A 17,779-nucleotide genomic window follows, 5' to 3' on the forward strand; every position below is an offset into this window, starting at 1 on the left:
ACAAAGCAAAGTGCCCGCCGCATGCGACGGGCACTCCCAGGAATCTCTAGCCGGTCTTCTGATTCATCCGCGCCTTGCGCCGGAACGACAGTTCATCCTCGGGGCGCTCACTCGCGCTGCCGCTGACGGCCCGTTCGGCTGGGAAGTTGGCGATTGCGCCGGTCAACTCACGCATTGCACCGCTCACCGCGATGCCGAAAACGCCCTGCCCACCCTGCAGTAAATCAACTACCTCCTCGGCCGAGGTGCATTCGTACACCGAGGTGCCGTCGGAGAACAGTGTGATGCCCGCCAAGTCCTGCACGCCGCGACTGCGTAAATGGTCGACCGCGATGCGGATGTTCTGCAGCGAGATCCCCGCGTCCAATAGTCGCTTCACGATCTTCAGGACCAGAATGTCCTTGAACGAGTACAGCCGCTGACTGCCCGAACCCGCGGCGCTCCGGATGGACGGCACGACCAGACCGGTGCGCGCCCAATAGTCGAGCTGCCGATAGGTGATCCCGGCTACCTGGCATGCGCTGGGAACACGGTAGCCGACAAGATCGTCAGGTACCGAATCATCCGGGAACAGGCCTGGCTGTACCACTCCCTGCGATTGCTCTGCCACTGACCACTCCCTTACTTCGCCGACGCCTTGGCCTCATCAATGTCCCGGCTCCGTTGACCACATACACCCAGTCATAACGGACGTGGCCCAACTATCGAGGTTACTCCCTCTGATTGTCCCGGGAGCGGCATCGTCCGACCAAACGCGACGCGCGGTAAGAGTCTCGACCTGTAGTTGAGGTCTAAAAGAAAGTTCGAAATCCCTCAGCTGTCCGTGGCTTTGAAGTCATCGGGCGAAACCGACTCGAGGAACTCCTTGAACTTCTCGACCTCGTCCTCGCGCTCGTCCGGCATGACCAATCCGGCTTCCTCGAGCACCGGTTCCTCGGCATAGATCGGGCAACCGACCCGCAACGCGATCGCTACCGAATCCGAGGGCCGCGCCGAAACCCGCAGATCGTTCTCGAAGACCAGATCCGCGTAGAACGTGCCCTCTTGCAGATCCACGATCCGTACTTCCTTCAGGGTGTGCCCGAGGTCGGTAATCAGGATCTTGATCAGATCGTGGGTCAATGGACGAATCGGGGTCACCCCCTCCTGCTCGAGCACGATCGCAGTCGCCTCGGCCTGTCCGATCCAGATCGGTAGATACCGATCGCCGGACGCCTCACGGAGCAACAGCACGGGCTGGTTCTGTGGCTGCTCGACACGAATGCCGATCACGCGCATTTCACTCATGCCTGCGCCTCGCTAACGCTCAGCTCCGGCATGCGCGAAGCACCCTGTGACATGATTCGCTCGCTGCGCTCACTCATCGCACTGCCTCCCAATACCTCCGCCGGCCACCCGGCATGACTACCGCAGAGCTCGCCGTACCACCGAGTCTAAGCGAACGGGAAGGAGTCGAGCGATCCGTGTGCACAGCCGAAATCTCCGTGTTGTCGGAGTGGAACCCACCGCGGCCGTGACGAGCGACGACGCACCGAAGACTCAGCCGCCGAGCGAGTTCCGCACCGACGCTTTCACCAGGCAGGTGTGCAGGGTCAGCGACAACGCGGCAAGCTCGCGCACGGTCTCCTCGGCGCGGGCGCGTGCGCCCGCATCGCGACTCTTGGCGATCGGTGCGGCGATCTGGGCGACCAGCGCCGCTTCCCGGTCCGCGGCGAGCTTGAAGGCGCGCAAGTGCCGCGCCTCCAGACCGAATTCCGCCATCGCCTTGGCGGTCCGTGCGAGCGTCACCGCCTCGGCGTCGAAGAAACCGGCGGCGCCAGGGGTGATCAGATTCGCGCGGATCAGGTCGTTCAAGAACTTCTCGTCGATGTCGGCCTGCGTCAGCAGATCGGCACGGGTGAGCCGGATTTCGTGATCGAATCGCAGCTCGTCCGGCGAGACCTCACCGGGTACGACACCCAGCCTGCGCGGCACGCTGACATTCGCGCCGCGCGGGGCCCGACCATTCTCGGAAGGTGTGGCGAGCTCGTTGTCGCGGACGGCGTGCGCCCGGGCGCGGGCTTCCCGCACACCGAGCGTCGCCGCACCGCTGTCGATCGCTTCGAGCTGCTCTTTGATCACCTTCAACGGCAGGTACTGGTCGCGTTGTGCGGTCAGTACGAACCTGAGCCGTTCACAGTCGGCAATCGAGAATCTGCGGTATCCGGACGGAGTGCGCTCCGGACGGATCAGACCCTCGGCCTCGAGGAAACGGATCTTCGAGATGGTGATGTCCGGGAAGTCCGGCCGCAGCAGGTCCAGCACGGAGCCGATCGACATGCCTCCGCGCGCCCACTGCGCCGCGCCCGTCATAGCATCGAGTCTTTCATGAAGCCGCGTTCTTCCCTGCCAACACGGCCGTCACGAGGACCCGTGCTGTGTGCGTCATAGACTGCCAGCACCCGCAGACGACTCGTTCACCTGCGCGCGCGGGCCGGTGAGGAAGACGAGACGGAACTTTCCGATCTGCACCTCGTCACCGTTCTGCAGCTCCGAGGAGTCCACAGGCTCCCGGTTGACGTAGGTGCCGTTGAGACTGCCCACGTCGACCACCTGGAAGGAATCGTCGTCCTGCCGGAACTCGGCGTGCCGACGGCTGACGGTGACGTCGTCGAGAAAGATGTCACTGTCGGGATGGCGACCTGCCGACGTGGTCGGCTGATCCAGCAGGAACCGCGAGCCGGCATTCGGTCCGCGCTTGACAACCAGGAGGGCCGCACCAACCGGCAAACCCTCGACCCCTTGGACCGGCTGTTCGCCGGTCGGCTCCCCGGAGCGCGACGCGTCGACCTCGTTCAGGAAATCCGCGCGGAAGACCGACGTCGTCTCGGCCGCGGTCTCCCCGTAACCCGGGTCTTTGTTCTCGCTCACCGTTTCTCTCCTCCTCGAACCTGATTTTCCGTGCAAGCAGGTGCTGCCTTCACCGCCACGACCTGAGATCGTTGACGCTAGAACACCGGATCAGCTCACCGGTACATCTGTTGGCATTGACCGTACCCTGCCAGGGCGTACCCGTGCAGGTAGAACCGGGAAGGCTACATCAGCCCCCGATAACTCCTTGATAACCTGCGGCATCCAGCAGCCCGCCAAGTGCAGCATCCAGGGTTGCGGGGTCGGCCAGTTCGAGCTCGAACAGCCACCCGTCGCCGAACGGATCGGTGTTCAGCGTCTCCGGCGTCTGCACCAGATCCTCGTTCACCGCAACAACTTTCGCGGCCAAGGGGGCATAGATATCGGACACGCTCTTGGTCGACTCGACCTCGGCGATACTCTCGCCTGCGGCCGCATCCCTGTCTGCCTCCGGCAGCTGCACGAACACGACGTCACCGAGTTGAGACTGGGCGTAATCGGTGATGCCCACCCGAACCCGCGTCGGGCTGATCCGTTGCACCCACTCGTGCTCTTCGGTGTAGCGCAGATCCTCGGGGGTCTGGGTCACAGGCCATCCTTTCCGTCGGGAACCTTCACGCAAACTCTAATCGCTATGTGGACCGGTGCGGCACAGACGGTATCGCTCGCGCGACGGCGACGGCCTTCCCGGTGTAGAGGACACCGGTCCACACATACACCGCCGTACCCCAGACCAGGAATGCCCCGCCGAAGGCCCGGCCGAAACCTGCCAGCGCCCAATCCATCTGACCCGCAAGCAACCAGGGCAATGCGGACATCAACGCGAAGGTGGCCGCTTTGCCCAGGTAGATCACCTCCGGCGGGTCGAGTTCGCGGCGTTTGTACACCGAAAGCGTCAGCGTGAGCAGCAGATCACGACCGACCAAGACCACGGCGACCCACCACGGGATCAGCCCGCGGATCACGAAAGCGGCCAGTGTCGTCACCAGGTAGAGGCGGTCCACGAACGGGTCGAGGAGCGCACCGAGGCGCGAGGACTGGTCGAGCAGCCTGGCCAGCTTCCCGTCGAGGAAGTCGGTGACGCCGCTGGCGACCAGCAGTGCGAATGCCCAGCCGTCGGCCCGCTCGACCAGCAGCAACCACAGGAACAGCGGCACCCCCATGAGGCGCAGCACGCTCAGCGCATTGGGGACGGTGAGGATGCGGTCGGCAAAAATGCCGCCCGCGGCGCCGTCATTGCCGGAGTCGGCGCGCTCGCCCGGCTCCGTGGTCCCCGATTCGGTTGTCACAGCCCGTGCATACCGCACCGACCCCCGCTTGCGCCATCCGGGCACGCCGGTTGCGACCACATCGGCACGGCGGCATGCTATGGATTCCGTCGCATCCGACCCGGTGACAGAATGACTGTGAAAGCATCTCATCCGTTATTCGGTCAGTGAGAGGAAGTCATGCCCGCATTCGACTACGACGTGGTGGTGATCGGTTCCGGGTTCGGCGGCAGTGTGAGCGCGCTGCGGCTGACCGAGAAGGGGTATCGGGTCGGTGTGCTCGAAGCGGGCAGACGCTGGAATGCCGAAGACATCCCGAAGACGAATTGGGATGTGCGCAACTCGATCTGGGCGCCGCGGCTCGGACTGACCGGTCCGCAGCGGATCAGCATCCTCGGCAAGTGCGCGGTGTTCTCCGGCGCCGGGGTGGGTGGCGGCTCGCTGATTTACGGCAACACCCTCTACGAGCCGCTGCCGAACTTCTACACCGATAAGCAGTGGTCGCACATCACCGACTGGAAATCCGAGCTCGCGCCGTACTACGACCAGGCACAGCGGATGCTCGGCGTGGCGCCCAACCCACGAATGACCCCGGCCGACGACGTGATCAAGGAGATCGCCGACGACCTCGGCGTCGGACACACCTTCCATCCGACCGATGTGGGGGTGTTCTTCAACGAGGACGACCCGGGCACCGAAGTGGACGACCCGTATTTCGGCGGCGCGGGCCCACGGCGGCGCGGCTGCGTGCACTGCGCGCAGTGTTTCACCGGCTGCCCCAACAACGCGAAGAACACCACGCCGACGAACTACCTCTACCTGGCCGAACAGGCCGGCGCCGAGGTCCGCCCACTCACCACGGCCACCGCGGTGCGGCCGCTTCCGGAGGGCGGCTACGCGATCGACACCGAACGTTCCGACCGCTGGATCCGCAAGCAGCGCACAACCTTCACCGCCGAACAGGTCGTCTTCGCCGGCGCCGCGCTCGGCACCCAGAAGCTGCTGCACAAGATGCGCGACGAGCGCGTGCTACCCAACCTCTCGCCGCGCCTTGGCGAACTGACCCGCAGTAATTCCGAGGCCATCCTCAATGTGGTCAGTCGCTCGCGCCGCGATTTCGCCGAGGGCATCGCGATCACCTCCTCGATCCATCCGGAGGCCGACACCCATATCGAGGTGTGCCACTACGGCAAGGGGCAGAACGCCCTGTTCCCGCTGTCGGTGCCGATCGTCGACGGCGGCGCGTTCCGGTTCCTGCGTTTCTTGCTGGCCATCGTGTTGCATCCCTTGGTCTTCCTGCGCAGTCTCAATGCCAGGCACGCCTCGGAGAAGTCGGTGATCCTGCTGGTGATGCAGTCGCTGGACAACTCGCTGACCTCCTTCCGCAAGCGCGGGCAGCTCAAGACCAAGGCGGGCACCGGCGAACCGAACCCGACCTGGATTCCCTTGGCCCACGATGTCGGCCGCCGCTTCGGCGCGAAGGTGAACGGCGACACCCACGGCCTGGTCATGGACGTGCTCAACATCCCGGCGACCGCGCACTACATCGGCGGTTGCGTGATCGGCGAGAGCGCCGACACCGGCGTGGTCGACCCGTATCAGCGGGTGTACGGGCATCCCGGGCTGCATGTCGCGGATGGTTCGGCGGTGACGGCCAATCTCGGTGTCAACCCGTCGCTGACCATCACCGCACAGGCCGAGCGGGCAATGGCGTTCTGGCCCAACAAGGACGAAGCGGACCCCCGCCCGGCACTGGGCACCGCCTACCGGCGAATCACCCCGATCGCGCCGAACCATCCGACCGTCCCCGGCGCGGCGCCCGGCGCACTGCGTCTGCCGATCACTCCGGTCGACCCGGTCGTTCCCGCCAACTGAGCAGCCGTCCCGTCGCTCGGCTCCCCCGGCACGTGGCGGGCGACGAGGCGGTGCCCGACGTGGCGAATCCAACAAGACCAGGCGGTTCCATACCGGCTAGCGTGGGATGTTGTGTCCAACAGTGGTATCGACCTTCGCACCTACGTGCCCGCCGACGAGGTGCTGGCCCGCGGCCGTGCGCAACGCCAGCGGGTTCCGGTCACCGCGCGTGATCGCGCGGCCACTTGGGCTACGCGTCCGAGCGTGCTCGAATTCATCGAAGCCAGCAACGCGGGCAGGCTGCCGCATCTGACTCCGTTGCGCGTCGGCCGCATGCTCGCCACGCCGTTCACCTTCTACCGTGGCGCGGCCGGGCTGATGGCCGCCGATCTGGCAGGCAGCCCCGACAGCGGGCTGGCCGCGCAGATCTGCGGCGACGCGCATGCCGCGAACTTCGGCCTGTACGGCACGCCGCGCGGCGAAATCATCATGGACATCAACGATTTCGACGAAACCGTCGTCGGGCCGTGGGAGTGGGACCTGGAACGGCTCGCGGCGAGTCTGGTGCTCGCGGGCCGCGAGGGCGGGGCCGACGAGGACAACTGCTACCAGGCGGCACGCGACGCGGCGACCTCTTACCGGCTCGCCGTCACCCAGTTGGCGCGGTTGCCGTTCATGGAATCGTGGACCGCGCTGCCCGACGAATCGGTGATCAGCAAGGCCAGAGCCGACGATCTGCTCGACGACTTCAAGAAGGCCGCGAAGAAGGCACGCAAAAACAACAGCGCCAAGGTGGTGGCGAAGTGGACCGAGCACTTGGAGGACCACGAGACCGGCATCAGCAAGCACCGATTCGTCAGCGACCCACCGATTCTCACGCACGTGGAGGCCGCGGTCGCCGCAGCTGTCACCGACGGCCTGGAACGCTACACCGACACGTTGCGCGAGTCCCGCCGGAATCTCATCGCCCGATTTGCCGTGTCCGACATCGCCTTTCGGATCGTCGGCACCGGTAGTGTCGGGTTGCACAGCTATGTCGCGCTGCTGCACGGCAATGATGGAGAGGCACTGGTGCTCCAGGTGAAGCAGGCGAACCCGTCCGCACTCGCCCCATTCCTGGACGCACCGACGCCGCGACACGAGGGGGAACGAATTGTGCAGGGCGCCAGACTTGTTCAGTCCGAGAGTGACATCCTGCTCGGTTGGACCACACTCGAGCTGCCCACGGGTGCGCTACCGTTCATCGTGCGCCAATTCCGTAACCTCAAAGGCGATATCGATCCGGCGAGTCTGCCGTCGAGCGATCTCGACGACTACGGCAGGCTCGCGGGCGCACTGCTCGCTCGCGCACATTCGCGGTCGCTCGATCCGCGGCTGGTCGCGGGCTATCTGGACGGTGACGATCGTTTCGACGACGCGGTCGCCCGCTTCGCGGTCCGCTACGCCGACCGCACCGAGGCCGACCACAGCGCATTGGTCGCCGCGGTGCACGCCGGAAAGGTCGTCGCCGAACAGCCGCAGTAGATCTCGTGCCCAACACGCCGTGTCTGGCCGCAGGCGCAGCGAACCGGGCTCGGGTGCTCGTATCCTTTCCACCATCGAGTGTCGACGTGAAGGGCGGTCGTGAATGCTCGTGCGAGTGCAGAATCCGGCAGGCACCAACGCCGAACGGGCGTTGATCGACTGGCTGCGCACCTGGAAAGACCCGGCAAGCCCGCACGGTGTCGCGACAATCAACTGCAGTCTGTTCCACAAGGATCGGCTGCACCAGTTCGACGCCGTGGTCTGGACGCCCACCAGTTGCGTGGTGATCGAGGCCGAGGCGCTGGTCGCCCGCCAGGACGGTGTGCTGGAAATCCCGCTCAACGGCGCATGGACGATCTCGGGTGAGCCGGTCGCCATGGAAGGCCGGGATCGGCGCACCCCGCTGGAGAAGTCGCGCGAGCACACCTTCGCCCTGCAGACCTGGCTGGCCGCGCGCGGCCTCGGCCAGCGGGCGGTGCACGGCGTCGCGCTGATCGTCCCGTTGCGCGGTGCGGAGCTGAAGGTCCAGCAGGCGTGGAGCGACCCGAGCTTCGATGTCATCCTCGGTACCGACCCCGGCAGGCTGCGCCACTATTTCGACACCCTGGCCGAGAGCGAGCAGCAGCTGTGGACGGCCAATGATGTCGCGGTGGCCTTCCGCAGCCTGGGTATCCTGCCGTATCTGCCCGCGCCGCAGGAATTGCTGAACGAGGGGTTCATCGGCCCGATCGACATCACGCTCTGGCACGGCGGCCCCCAGCAGGCGCAAGCCGAGGCCTACGCCGAGGAACTGGCGATGGCCGAGCGGGAAGCGCACTCGCCCGCCCTGGTGATCGAAGCGCCGTGGTACAGCCCGTGGAAGCTGTACCCGCGAGAGGCGGGCGATATGGACCTCGGCAGGGCGTTCATGCGGATCACGCTGGCGATCGGCATGGTCATCGGCTTCGCCTGGGTCCTCTGGTTCGTCGTCACCGCGATCCTGACCTACGGGCCCGGCTGATCCACCACGACCGGTGGCTATCGTCGTCGGCGTGATGACCGCACGGCAGCTCCTCGGTTCACTGGTCGCGCTCCGGCTCGGCCTTGTCGTGTTCTGCGCTGCCGTCACGTCGGGGCTGCCGCTCACATTTCCGCGCGACAAGGGGCCGACCGAACTCGACCGCGACCTCGCCGAACCGATCCACACGGCGCTGGACGGCCATCCCGACGTTTACCGAGCCCTGGTGATCCCGAGCAACGGGTACATCCTGATACCACTGCTGCTGGCGGCCGCATGCTGGTTCGGCTATCGCGGTGAATGGTGGCGTGCGGCAATGATGGTCGTGGTTCCCGAACTCGCCGTGGCGATCAACAGCTGGTTACTCAAGCCACTCTGGGAGCGGCCGCTGCACGACTACCTCGCCTACCCCAGCGGCCACACCGTGCATCTCGTCGCGATCGCCGCCACTTTCCTCGCGCTGACCGATGCGCCGCGAGCGCGGGCGGTGGTGCTCGCACTCGCCGCCGTGTCGCTGTTCGCCGCCGCCATCGGCATGATCGGCCTCGGCTACCACCTGCCGACCGACATTGTCGGCGGCACCGCCGCCGCCATCGCGATGGTCACGGCGTTGTGCTTGGCGACGCCGGGATGGGGCGCTCGTACACACTCGCGTCCTCGAGCAGCGCGGCGCGCAGCATCGTCTCGGGCACACCCATCCCCTCGACCAGAGTGAGCGCATCCGGGCGCAGTCGGTCGACGAGCTCGTTCACCCCGCGCCGAACCGCCTTGGCGCGTTCGACCGACATGAACCGGTGCATGATGAACCAGGACAGGTTCTCCTCCAGCGAGGAGTAGACGAACAGGTCGCACACCGTCTCAGCGAGCGCACGCGCCTGCGGGTCCGCGATGCCCGCGATGCCTTCGATGAATTCCTCCAGCACCAGCCGATCGATATGCGCCGAACCCGCGGCGAGAATGTGATCCTGGGCGTTGTTGAAGGCCTCGAACGGTCCGGTCTCCTTGGCGCGGGCGCGCAGCCGGTGGCCCGCGGTGCGAACCAGGTAGTCCTCGCGATCGGCGAACAGTTGCAGCTGCACCTCGCGCCGGGACAGGTCGCCCTCGTCGAACGAATCGTCGCTGCGGTCGCGCAGGGTCTGAATCATCTGGCGCACGCCGGATCGCTTGCGCACCACGTCACCGGCCATGGTCGCGGCGAAACGCACCCAGCCCAGCGCGTCCAGGTCGCGGATCTCGTCGGAGTACGAGGTCAGCAGCTCCTTGGCGACCAACTGGGTGAGCACCACATTGTCGCCCTCGAAGGTGGTGAACACGTCGGTGTCGGCCTTGAGCGTGACGATCCGGTTCTCGGTGAGATAACCTGCGCCGCCGCAGGCTTCGCGACATTCCTGGATGGCCCGGGTGGCGTGCCGGGTCTGGGCGACCTTCAGACCGGCTGCCCGCTTCTCCAGCGCCCGCTGCGCGCTGGGATCGAGATCTTGGCCCGTCTGCACCAGATGCATCCGGCGCACCAGATCGTTCTGCGCGAAGGCAAGAGCGTAGGAGCGGGCGATCAGCGGCAGCAGCCTGCGCTGATGGCTGCGATAGTCCAGCAACAGCGTTTCGCTGCCGTCGTCCGGGTCCGCGAACTGGCGGCGCTTCAAGGCATAGCGCGTGGCGATACTCAGCGCGACCCGCGCGCCTGCCGCCGCCGCGCCGCCCACGCTGACCCGTCCGCGCACCAGGGTGCCGAGGGTGGTGAAGAACCGGCGGCTCGGGTTCTCGATATCGGAGCTGTAGGTGCCGTCCGGTGCGACGTCGGCGTAGCGGTTGAGCAGGTTCTCACGCGGAATCCGGACGTTGTCGAACACGATGCGGCCGTTGTCGACACCGGGCAGGCCGCCCTTGAGCCCGTCGTCGAAGGTGGTCACACCGGGCAGATCGACGCCGCGCTCGTCGCGGATGGGCACCAGCAGGCAATGCACACCCTGGCTTTTGCCCTCGGTGATCAGCTGTGCGAAAACCGCCGCCATCCTGGCATGTTCGGCGGCGCCGCCGATGTAGTCCTTGCGCGCCGACGGCGTGGGACTGTGCACCACGAATTCCTGGGTTTTCGGGTCATAGGTGGCGGTGGTTTCCAGGTTGGCGACGTCGCTGCCGTGCCCGGATTCGGTCATCGCGAAACAACCGAGCAGATCCAGCGACAGTAGGGCCTTGACCACGTCGCGGTGGCGCTCGGTGCCGAGGTTCTCCACGGCACCGCCGAACAAGCCCCACTGCACACCCGATTTCACCCAGAGTGACAGGTCCGCATAGGCCAGCATCTCCAAGGCGACGACGGCCGCGCCGGGTTCTCCGGTACCGCCGTTCTCCAGCCGGAAGCCACGCTCGGCGATCCCCATGGTCGCGATGGCCCGCATCTGGTCGAGGACCCGCGCCCGCGCTGCCTTGTAGTCGAGAGAGGGGTCCCCGGCGAATTTCTCGTCGGCGAGCTGGACGCGGGCTTCTTCCCGGAACGCGCCCCACGATCCGTCGAGTGCTGCGCGAAGGTGATCTGCCGTCGATGTGGTGCCGGTAGTCATGACTCGACATTAGCCCGCCCCGGCCCCGGCAAACCGTGACAGTTGACACGACATCCCGCACCAAACTCTTGCCCACGACTGAACGGGCGTTTAATATATTGAACATGCGTTTAACCGAAGAGCCCTACCGCAAAGACCCGCCGAGATAGAATTCGCCGTGACACCTTTCTCAGATCTCACGACCGCCGCCCGAATTCGCGATGCCGCGATCGAGGTGTTCGGTGAGCACGGATTCCAGGTCGGAGTCCGCGTCATCGCCGCCGCCGCCGGCGTCTCCCCCGGATTGGTGAACCATCACTTCGGCTCCAAAGACGGCCTGCGGGCCGCCTGCGACGAGCGGGTGCTGGAGCTGACCAGGGATGAGAAGGCCAAGGCGATCACCGCACCGAGCCTCGCGAAAGGCATGCTCGCCGCGCTGGCCGATATCGAGGAATACGGACCGCTGGTCGCCTACATGGTGCGCAGCCTGCAATCGGGCGGCCCGCTGGCCGAATCCCTTTTCGAGCACATGGTTTCCGATGCCGAGGTGTACATCCAGGCCGGAGTCGACGCGGGCAGCATCAAGCCGAGCCGAGACCCGGCCGCGCGCGCCAGATATCTGATGACGCTCAACCTCGGCGCGACCCTGCTCTACGTGCAGATGCGTCAACGACGAGGCGAGAAGCTCGACTTCCGCAAGATCACCCGTGAGCTCACCGAAGAGCTCACGCCACCCGCCCTGGAGTTCTACACCCAGGGCCTGCTCACCGACCCCTCGATTTTGGACACACTCACCAAGGAGACCTGATGTCCGACATCATCGAAGTTCATGATCTGCACAAGAACTTCGGCCACTTCACCGCGCTCGACGGACTCGATCTCACCGTCAGAGCAGGTGAAATCCACGGCTTCCTCGGCCCCAACGGGGCAGGCAAGTCGACCACGATCCGCATCCTGCTCGGCATTCTGCGAGCCAGCTCGGGGAAAGTCGCGCTGCTCGGCCGCGACCCATGGGCCGATGCGGTCGCCCTACATAGCGAAATCGCTTATGTACCAGGGGATGTCACACTATGGCCGTCGCTGTCCGGCGGCGAGACCATCGACCTGCTCGCCAGAATGCGCGGCGGCATCAACACACCGCGGCGCACCGAGCTGATCGAACGGTTCGACCTGGATCCCCGCAAGAAGGCGCGGACCTATTCGAAGGGCAACCGGCAGAAGGTCGCGTTGATCTCGGCGCTCGCCTCCGACGTGCGCCTGCTGCTGCTCGACGAGCCGACCTCGGGCCTGGATCCGTTGATGGAGCAAGTATTTCGTGAATGCGTCGAGGAAGCCAACCAGCGCGGCACCACTGTCCTGTTGTCGAGCCACATCCTGTCCGAGGTCGAGGTGCTGTGCGACCGGGTGACCATCATCCGGGCCGGCCGCACCGTGGAGAGCGGCTCGCTGGCGGATATGCGACACCTCTCGCGCACCTCTATCACCGCCGAATTGCTCGGCGACCCAGGCGATCTCACCCGCATCCCCGGCATCGAGGACCTCGAACTCGACGGTAGGACACTGCGCTGCCAGGTGGAGGGTGAGCACCTCGGCGAGTTGATCCGAGTGCTCGGCGACACCGGCGTGCGCAGCCTCGTCAGCGCGCCGCCGACGCTGGAAGAACTGTTCATGCGGCACTACCACGTCGACGGCAACGGTGCGCAGCCCGCCGCCACGCATTCCGGAGAGAAGGTGCGGGCATGACCACCGCCGTCGCGGGCAGGCGCCATGCGGCCCCGGCCGTACGCGGCTCGGCAGATTTCGCGGGGACCGCTCAGCTGCTTCGTCTCTACCTGCGCAGGGACCGAATCGTGTTGCCGCTGTGGGTACTCGCCTTCGGCGTGTTGCCCGCCTCCTACGTCGCGAGCACCAAGAGCGTCTATGACACCCAAGCCGAGCTCGACAACTACGCCAGGTCCATCACCGAGAGCCCGGCGCTCGTCGCCATGTACGGGCCGGTGTTCAGCACCGAAATCGGCTCTATCGCTCTGTGGAAAGCTGGACCCTACTTCGCGATCATCGCGATCGCGACGATCCTCACGATCATCCGGCACACCAGGGTCGAAGAGGAAACCGGACGCGCCGAGCTGGTCGGCGCGACCAGCATCGGCCGCTATGCCGGACTCACCGCGGCCATGCTGATGACCGCGGCAGGCTGCCTGGTCGCCGGAATCCTGTGCACGCTACTGCTGACCGCCAACGACCTGCCCGCCACCGGGTCGCTGGCCTTCGGGTCGGCGATGGCCGCATCGGGTCTGGCCTGGGCCGGTGTCGCCGCGGTCGCGGCCCAGGTCAGCACCGGCGCGCGAATCGCACGCGGCGTCGCGTTCGGCGCGCTCGGTGCCGCGTTCGCGCTGCGCGCGGTCGGCGACGCGGGAAACGGTGTGCTGTCCTGGATCTCGCCGCTCGGCTGGTGCATCCAGATGCGGCCGTTCGCGGATGAACGGTGGTGGGTGCTGATCCCGCTCGCGGCGGTTGCCGTGGCCACCACCGCGGCCGCCTATATTCTGCTGAGCCGTCGCGACACCGGCTCGGGGTTGCTTGCGGAGCGCCCCGGCCCACCCGTCGCGGCGCCGACACTGTCCGGACCGACCGGGCTGGCATGGCGGTTGCAGCGCGGCTCACTGCTGGCCTGGTCCATCGGCTTCCTACTCTACGGCATGCTGATGGGCGGCGCCCTCGACTCCGTCGGCAACATGCTCGACAACAGCCAGCAGATCCGCGACATGCTCGCCCGCGTCGGCGGCACGGACGTCCTGCAGAATTCCTTCATCACCTTCGCGATCGCCATGCTCGCCGTCGCGGCAGCCGCCTACTCCATCTCGGCGGTGCTGCGCCTGCACGAGGAGGAATCCAGTCAGCGTGCGGAGGCGACCTTGGCCGGGTCGGTGAGCAAAGTGCGGTACGCGGTGAGCCACATCGGTTTCGCACTGCTCGGTCCGGTGGTGGTCCTGATGGTCGCCGGCGCGGCGATCGGCATCGTCTACGGCGCGATGGACGGCGACCTGGCCGCCAAGCTGGGCGACGGACTCGGCGCGGCGGCGGTCCAGCTGCCCGCGGTGTGGGTGGTCACGGGAATCGCGGTGGCGATCTACGGCATCACGCCGCGATTCACGCCGGTCGCCTGGGGCGTGCTGAGCGTCATGCTGGTGATCTTCTTCCTCGGCTCGCTCGACGGGCTGCCGCAGTGGCTGGTCGACCTGGTGCCGTTCGTCCATCCGCCGAAGCTGCCCGGTGCGGCCTTCCACCTGGCCCCGGTGCTGTGGCTGCTCGGGATCGCGGCCATATTGCTGACGGTGGGCATCCTCGCCTTCCGTCGCCGCGACCTGCGCTGAGCGCGAAGCGACCCGCCAGGGGTTCCCACTCCTGGTGGGTCGTCGCGCACGCACCGACCTGGTGCGATAACCAGCAGCAATAGAAGATTTGTCATGCCGGTCAGCTTTTGAACAAGGGAACCGACTGGTTGCCGTCTGTACTGTCCGACTCGCAATACCGCAGGCGACACAAGCAGACGAGGACTATGTCCACAGTTACCAAGCGACTGACCGAGCTCACCGCCGCGATAGCTATCGTGCTGACAAGCCTGTCCGTTGCCGCGCTACCCGCACACGCCGACGAGAGCCCCGAGCAGGCCCCGCAATACGCGCCGACCATGCTCATCCTGGACGCATCAGGTTCCATGCAGCGTCCCGACCCGGCGGGCACCATGATGGATGCCGCCAAGAACGCCGTACGGACCTTCGTCGGTTCCGCGCCCGCCGAATCCAAGGTGGGGCTGACTGTCTACGGCACAAGCACCGGCAACGCCGAGACCGACAAGCCGGCCGGGTGCCGGGACGTGCAGGTGCTGCACAAGCCGGACACGCTCGATAAGGCCGCGCTCACCAGCGCGGTCGACGGCATCAAGGCAAGCGGCTGGACGCCGATGGGCACCGCGCTGCGCGAGGCCGCGGCCACCCTGCCCAAGTCGGGGCCGCGCTCGATCGTGCTGGTCTCCGACGGCGACGACACCTGTTCACCGCCCGACCCGTGTGAGGTCGCAAGGGAATTGAAGCAGCAGGGCCTCGACCTGGTCATGCACGCGATCGGCTTCGCGGTGGATGCCAAGGCCCGCGCCCAGCTCACCTGTATGGCCCAGGCCACCGGCGGCACCTACACCGACGCCGCCGACGGCCCCGCGCTCGAGCGGACGCTGCCACGAGTCACCTCGGCCGCATTGCGCAACTACAAGGCGGCAGGGGCGCCGATCACCGGCACCGCCACCTATAACACCGCGCCGGTGGCGACACCGGGCCAATACCTGGACACCATCGGCCAGAAGGAAAAGCGCTACTGGTCCGTCGACGTGCCCGCAGGCGCCACCGCCTACTTCAGCGGCACCGTGTCCTTCCCTCGGCTGCCGAACATCTCCTCCACCGACGACATCAACACCCTCCGGATGCACGTCTACGGGAGGGATGGCAGGGACTGCAACGTATCCGAATCCGAAATGACGACCAGTTCCAGCGACGGCGTGGCGCTCACCGTCGCCCGGGCCTTCGACGGCGCGACCAAGGAACGCAAGGGCGACACAAGCGCCGACAAATGCAGGGGCGGCGGCCGGTACTACTTCGCGCTGACCTGGGATCACGTCTCGACCGGGGTGCCGGAGCGACTGCCGATCGAATTGCTCGTCGGCATCGAACCCGCCGCGACCGATCCCGGCCCGGTCGCCGTGCGACCCGCTTCGACCTTCATCGAGCCGACCGGCGCGCGTACCGCGGCAACGGGCGGTGGGTCCTTCAATGTCGCCGCTGAGTTGCCTGCCAGCGGCACTTACACCGACACCGTGCGGCCCGGCGAGTTCGTCTTCTACCGAGTTCGACTGAACTGGGGACAGGGTTTGGCGTATCGGGTGCACTTCGGCGCGACCGGCAACCACCAAAGCGAAAACTTCTCGAATATCACCACCACCCTGTACTCCCCCATCCGCGAGAGAATCGACAATGACACCATGGTGTACACCGGTTCCGACCAGGTGCTGCCGTCCAACGACCCCGCGATGGCGACCGTGCCGATCCGGTACAACAATCGCAATGCCGACGACCACGACATTCGCACGCAGGCCGTCGCGGGCTGGTACTACATCGCGGTCAAACTCGGCTCCACCTCCGCGGACCGCGGAAGCACCCCGGTTCCGATTCGCCTCGATCTCACCGTCTCCGGCGCTCAGGAGGGCGGGCCGAAGTATTCGACCTCGGCCACCGACGGCGTCTTCGGTGAGAACACCCCGGCGGGCGGCGGAAAGTCTACGGGGGCAGGCACCCCCGGCGCGGCCGCGAGTGCGGCGGGCGCGACCGAATCGAAATCCTCGGCGTTGATCGTGGTGTCCATTGTCGGCGGCGCGGGCATCGGTGTGCTCGGCGCGATCGGTGGCTGGCTGTTCGCACGGAGGCGGCGCGGTTAGCACTCAGAAGAGATTCCGCCCGCGGCACCGGGTCTGCGACCCTGGTGCGGCGGGCGGAAAATCTGTGCGACAGAACCGCTGATCAGATCAGCGAGCAGCTTCGATGCCGAGCTTTCCAGCCAGCCGCGTCAGGTACCCACGCACTTCCTCAGCGTCGCGGTCCGGCACTCCGAATACCGCTTCGGTGACCCCGAGTTCGGCCCAATGCGCGAGCTGGGCGGCATCGTGGCGTCCGGCGAGCGCGATGATCTCCGGAGTCCCCGTTCGTTCGTGTTCACGCCAGACCCGGTGCAACAGTTCTATCTTGGTATCCAGACCGTCCTCGGTCGGCGTGGTGAGCCAGCCGTCGGCATTCTTCGCCAGCCAGGTGAAGGACTGTTCGGTGCCCGCCGCACCCAGGATGACCGGAATGCGCTTCTGCACCGGCTTCGGCCACGACCAGCTCGGACCGAAGTTCACGAACTGTCCGGCGAAGCTCGCCTCCTCCTCCGACCAGATGGCCCGCATGGCGTCCAGATGCTCGCGCAACACCGTCCTGCGTTTCCCGGCCGGCACCCCGTGATGGGCGAGTTCGTCGGTGTTCCAACCGAATCCGACGCCGAGGCTGACCCGGCCGCCGGACAGGTGGTCCAGCGAGGCGAGGGTTTTGGCGAGGGTGATCGGATGGTGCTCGGCGGGCAGCGCCACCGCGGTCGACAGGGTGATCCTGCTGGTGACGGCGGCGGCGGTGGCCAGAGCGACCCACGGATCGAGCGTGCGCAGGTAACGGTCGTCGGGCAGGCTCGCATCGCCGGTGCGGGGATGCGCCGCGGCACGGACCACCGGGATATGGGTGTGCTCCGGCACGTAGAAGGCGTCGAAGCCGGCCTGTTCGGCGGCTGCTGCCGCCTCGGCGGGCGTAATGCCCCGGTCACTGGTGAACAACACAATTCCGTACCGCACCGTACGCGCTCCCATCGCCGAATTAGAACAAGTTCTACCACCTTTCCTGGACAGGGCCAAGGCCGTTGCCGCACCGAACGAGACCTGACACGCCCGCCGCGAACAGCGCGGATGACGCGGACGCCCGTAGATGACTAGGTTCGCGTCCATGGGTTCTGACGCACTTCCGGAAGGAGACGACGTCGAGGCGCGGTACGGGCATAAAAGCGGGCGGCGCGCGCGCTTGGTGCGTCGGCCCCCCCGAAATACGCTGGTGTTTGAAGCCGACGGGGGCGGTGTG

Annotated in this window: 15 protein-coding genes and 1 pseudogene; 8 read left to right on the forward strand and 8 right to left on the reverse strand. The window is 66.4% G+C overall.

Annotation, left to right across the window (positions count from 1 at the left end; genetic code table 11):
- Positions 1 to 46 precede the first annotated feature (46 nt).
- From ACFU4Z_RS06725 to ACFU4Z_RS06750, 6 genes and pseudogenes are all read right to left on the reverse strand, one after another.
- Positions 47 to 598, reverse strand: a pseudogene (locus tag ACFU4Z_RS06725) (MerR family transcriptional regulator); the annotation flags it as partial.
- Positions 599 to 813: 215 nt separating this feature from the next.
- Positions 814 to 1,287 carry a bifunctional nuclease family protein gene (locus ACFU4Z_RS06730; RefSeq protein WP_328400111.1) on the reverse strand — a complete coding sequence of 158 codons (474 nt, stop codon included), beginning with the start codon at positions 1,285 to 1,287 and terminating at the stop codon, positions 814 to 816.
- Between the two features lie 252 nt (positions 1,288 to 1,539).
- On the reverse strand, positions 1,540 to 2,352 hold the full coding sequence (locus ACFU4Z_RS06735; RefSeq protein WP_379060406.1) for a MerR family transcriptional regulator: 813 nt from the start codon (positions 2,350 to 2,352) through the stop codon (positions 1,540 to 1,542).
- A gap of 72 nt (positions 2,353 to 2,424) precedes the next feature.
- Positions 2,425 to 2,910: an FHA domain-containing protein gene (locus ACFU4Z_RS06740; RefSeq protein WP_328400107.1), complete on the reverse strand. Its 486-nt coding sequence runs from the start codon at positions 2,908 to 2,910 to the stop codon at positions 2,425 to 2,427.
- A 169-nt stretch (positions 2,911 to 3,079) separates the two neighbouring features.
- Positions 3,080 to 3,478: a glycine cleavage system protein GcvH gene (gene gcvH / locus ACFU4Z_RS06745; RefSeq protein WP_379060407.1), complete on the reverse strand. Its 399-nt coding sequence runs from the start codon at positions 3,476 to 3,478 to the stop codon at positions 3,080 to 3,082.
- A gap of 43 nt (positions 3,479 to 3,521) precedes the next feature.
- Positions 3,522 to 4,178 carry a CDP-alcohol phosphatidyltransferase family protein gene (locus ACFU4Z_RS06750; protein ID WP_379060408.1) on the reverse strand — a complete coding sequence of 219 codons (657 nt, stop codon included), beginning with the start codon at positions 4,176 to 4,178 and terminating at the stop codon, positions 3,522 to 3,524.
- 159 nt (positions 4,179 to 4,337) lie between these two features.
- Here ACFU4Z_RS06750 and ACFU4Z_RS06755 point away from each other — a divergent pair, with 159 nt between their 5' ends.
- The 4 genes from ACFU4Z_RS06755 to ACFU4Z_RS06770 all read left to right on the forward strand — a co-directional run bounded on the left by ACFU4Z_RS06755 (position 4,338) and on the right by ACFU4Z_RS06770 (position 9,247).
- Complete coding sequence (locus ACFU4Z_RS06755) at positions 4,338 to 6,032, forward strand: GMC oxidoreductase (protein ID WP_379060409.1); 1,695 nt, start codon at positions 4,338 to 4,340, stop codon at positions 6,030 to 6,032.
- 111 nt (positions 6,033 to 6,143) lie between these two features.
- Entirely contained in the window at positions 6,144 to 7,535 is a 1,392-nt protein-coding gene (locus ACFU4Z_RS06760; protein ID WP_379060410.1) for a DUF2252 domain-containing protein, read from the forward strand.
- Between the two features lie 103 nt (positions 7,536 to 7,638).
- Positions 7,639 to 8,535 (forward strand): nuclease-related domain-containing protein, encoded by an 897-nt coding sequence (locus tag ACFU4Z_RS06765; protein ID WP_379060411.1) that lies wholly within the window; start codon positions 7,639 to 7,641, stop codon positions 8,533 to 8,535.
- A gap of 34 nt (positions 8,536 to 8,569) precedes the next feature.
- On the forward strand, positions 8,570 to 9,247 hold the full coding sequence (locus ACFU4Z_RS06770) for a phosphatase PAP2 family protein (protein WP_379060876.1): 678 nt from the start codon (positions 8,570 to 8,572) through the stop codon (positions 9,245 to 9,247).
- Here ACFU4Z_RS06770 and ACFU4Z_RS06775 read toward each other — a convergent pair.
- Positions 9,135 to 11,093: an acyl-CoA dehydrogenase gene (locus tag ACFU4Z_RS06775; RefSeq protein ID WP_379060412.1), complete on the reverse strand. Its 1,959-nt coding sequence runs from the start codon at positions 11,091 to 11,093 to the stop codon at positions 9,135 to 9,137. The genes ACFU4Z_RS06770 and ACFU4Z_RS06775 overlap by 113 nt on opposite strands.
- Before the next feature lie 157 nt (positions 11,094 to 11,250).
- Between ACFU4Z_RS06775 and ACFU4Z_RS06780 the strand changes: the two genes are divergently transcribed.
- From ACFU4Z_RS06780 to ACFU4Z_RS06795, 4 genes are all read left to right on the forward strand, one after another.
- The gene (locus tag ACFU4Z_RS06780; RefSeq protein ID WP_379060413.1) at positions 11,251 to 11,880 is read left to right on the forward strand and encodes a TetR family transcriptional regulator; all 630 of its coding nucleotides are present in this window, start codon (positions 11,251 to 11,253) and stop codon (positions 11,878 to 11,880) included.
- Positions 11,880 to 12,815 (forward strand): ATP-binding cassette domain-containing protein, encoded by a 936-nt coding sequence (locus ACFU4Z_RS06785; protein WP_379060415.1) that lies wholly within the window; start codon positions 11,880 to 11,882, stop codon positions 12,813 to 12,815. Before ACFU4Z_RS06780 ends, ACFU4Z_RS06785 begins: the two co-directional genes overlap by 1 nt.
- Positions 12,812 to 14,446, forward strand: coding sequence for an ABC transporter permease (locus tag ACFU4Z_RS06790; protein WP_379060416.1), 1,635 nt, complete (start codon positions 12,812 to 12,814; stop codon positions 14,444 to 14,446). Before ACFU4Z_RS06785 ends, ACFU4Z_RS06790 begins: the two co-directional genes overlap by 4 nt.
- A gap of 185 nt (positions 14,447 to 14,631) precedes the next feature.
- Positions 14,632 to 16,557 (forward strand): VWA domain-containing protein, encoded by a 1,926-nt coding sequence (locus tag ACFU4Z_RS06795; RefSeq protein ID WP_379060417.1) that lies wholly within the window; start codon positions 14,632 to 14,634, stop codon positions 16,555 to 16,557.
- A gap of 87 nt (positions 16,558 to 16,644) precedes the next feature.
- Here the strand turns inward: ACFU4Z_RS06795 and ACFU4Z_RS06800 are convergent, their stop codons facing one another.
- Complete coding sequence (locus tag ACFU4Z_RS06800) at positions 16,645 to 17,499, reverse strand: TIGR03619 family F420-dependent LLM class oxidoreductase (RefSeq protein ID WP_379060877.1); 855 nt, start codon at positions 17,497 to 17,499, stop codon at positions 16,645 to 16,647.
- Between the last annotated feature and the right edge of the window lie 280 nt (positions 17,500 to 17,779).

Origin of the sequence: Nocardia sp. NPDC057440 (genome assembly GCF_042802915.1) — a bacterium.
GTDB lineage: Bacteria > Actinomycetota > Actinomycetes > Mycobacteriales > Mycobacteriaceae > Nocardia.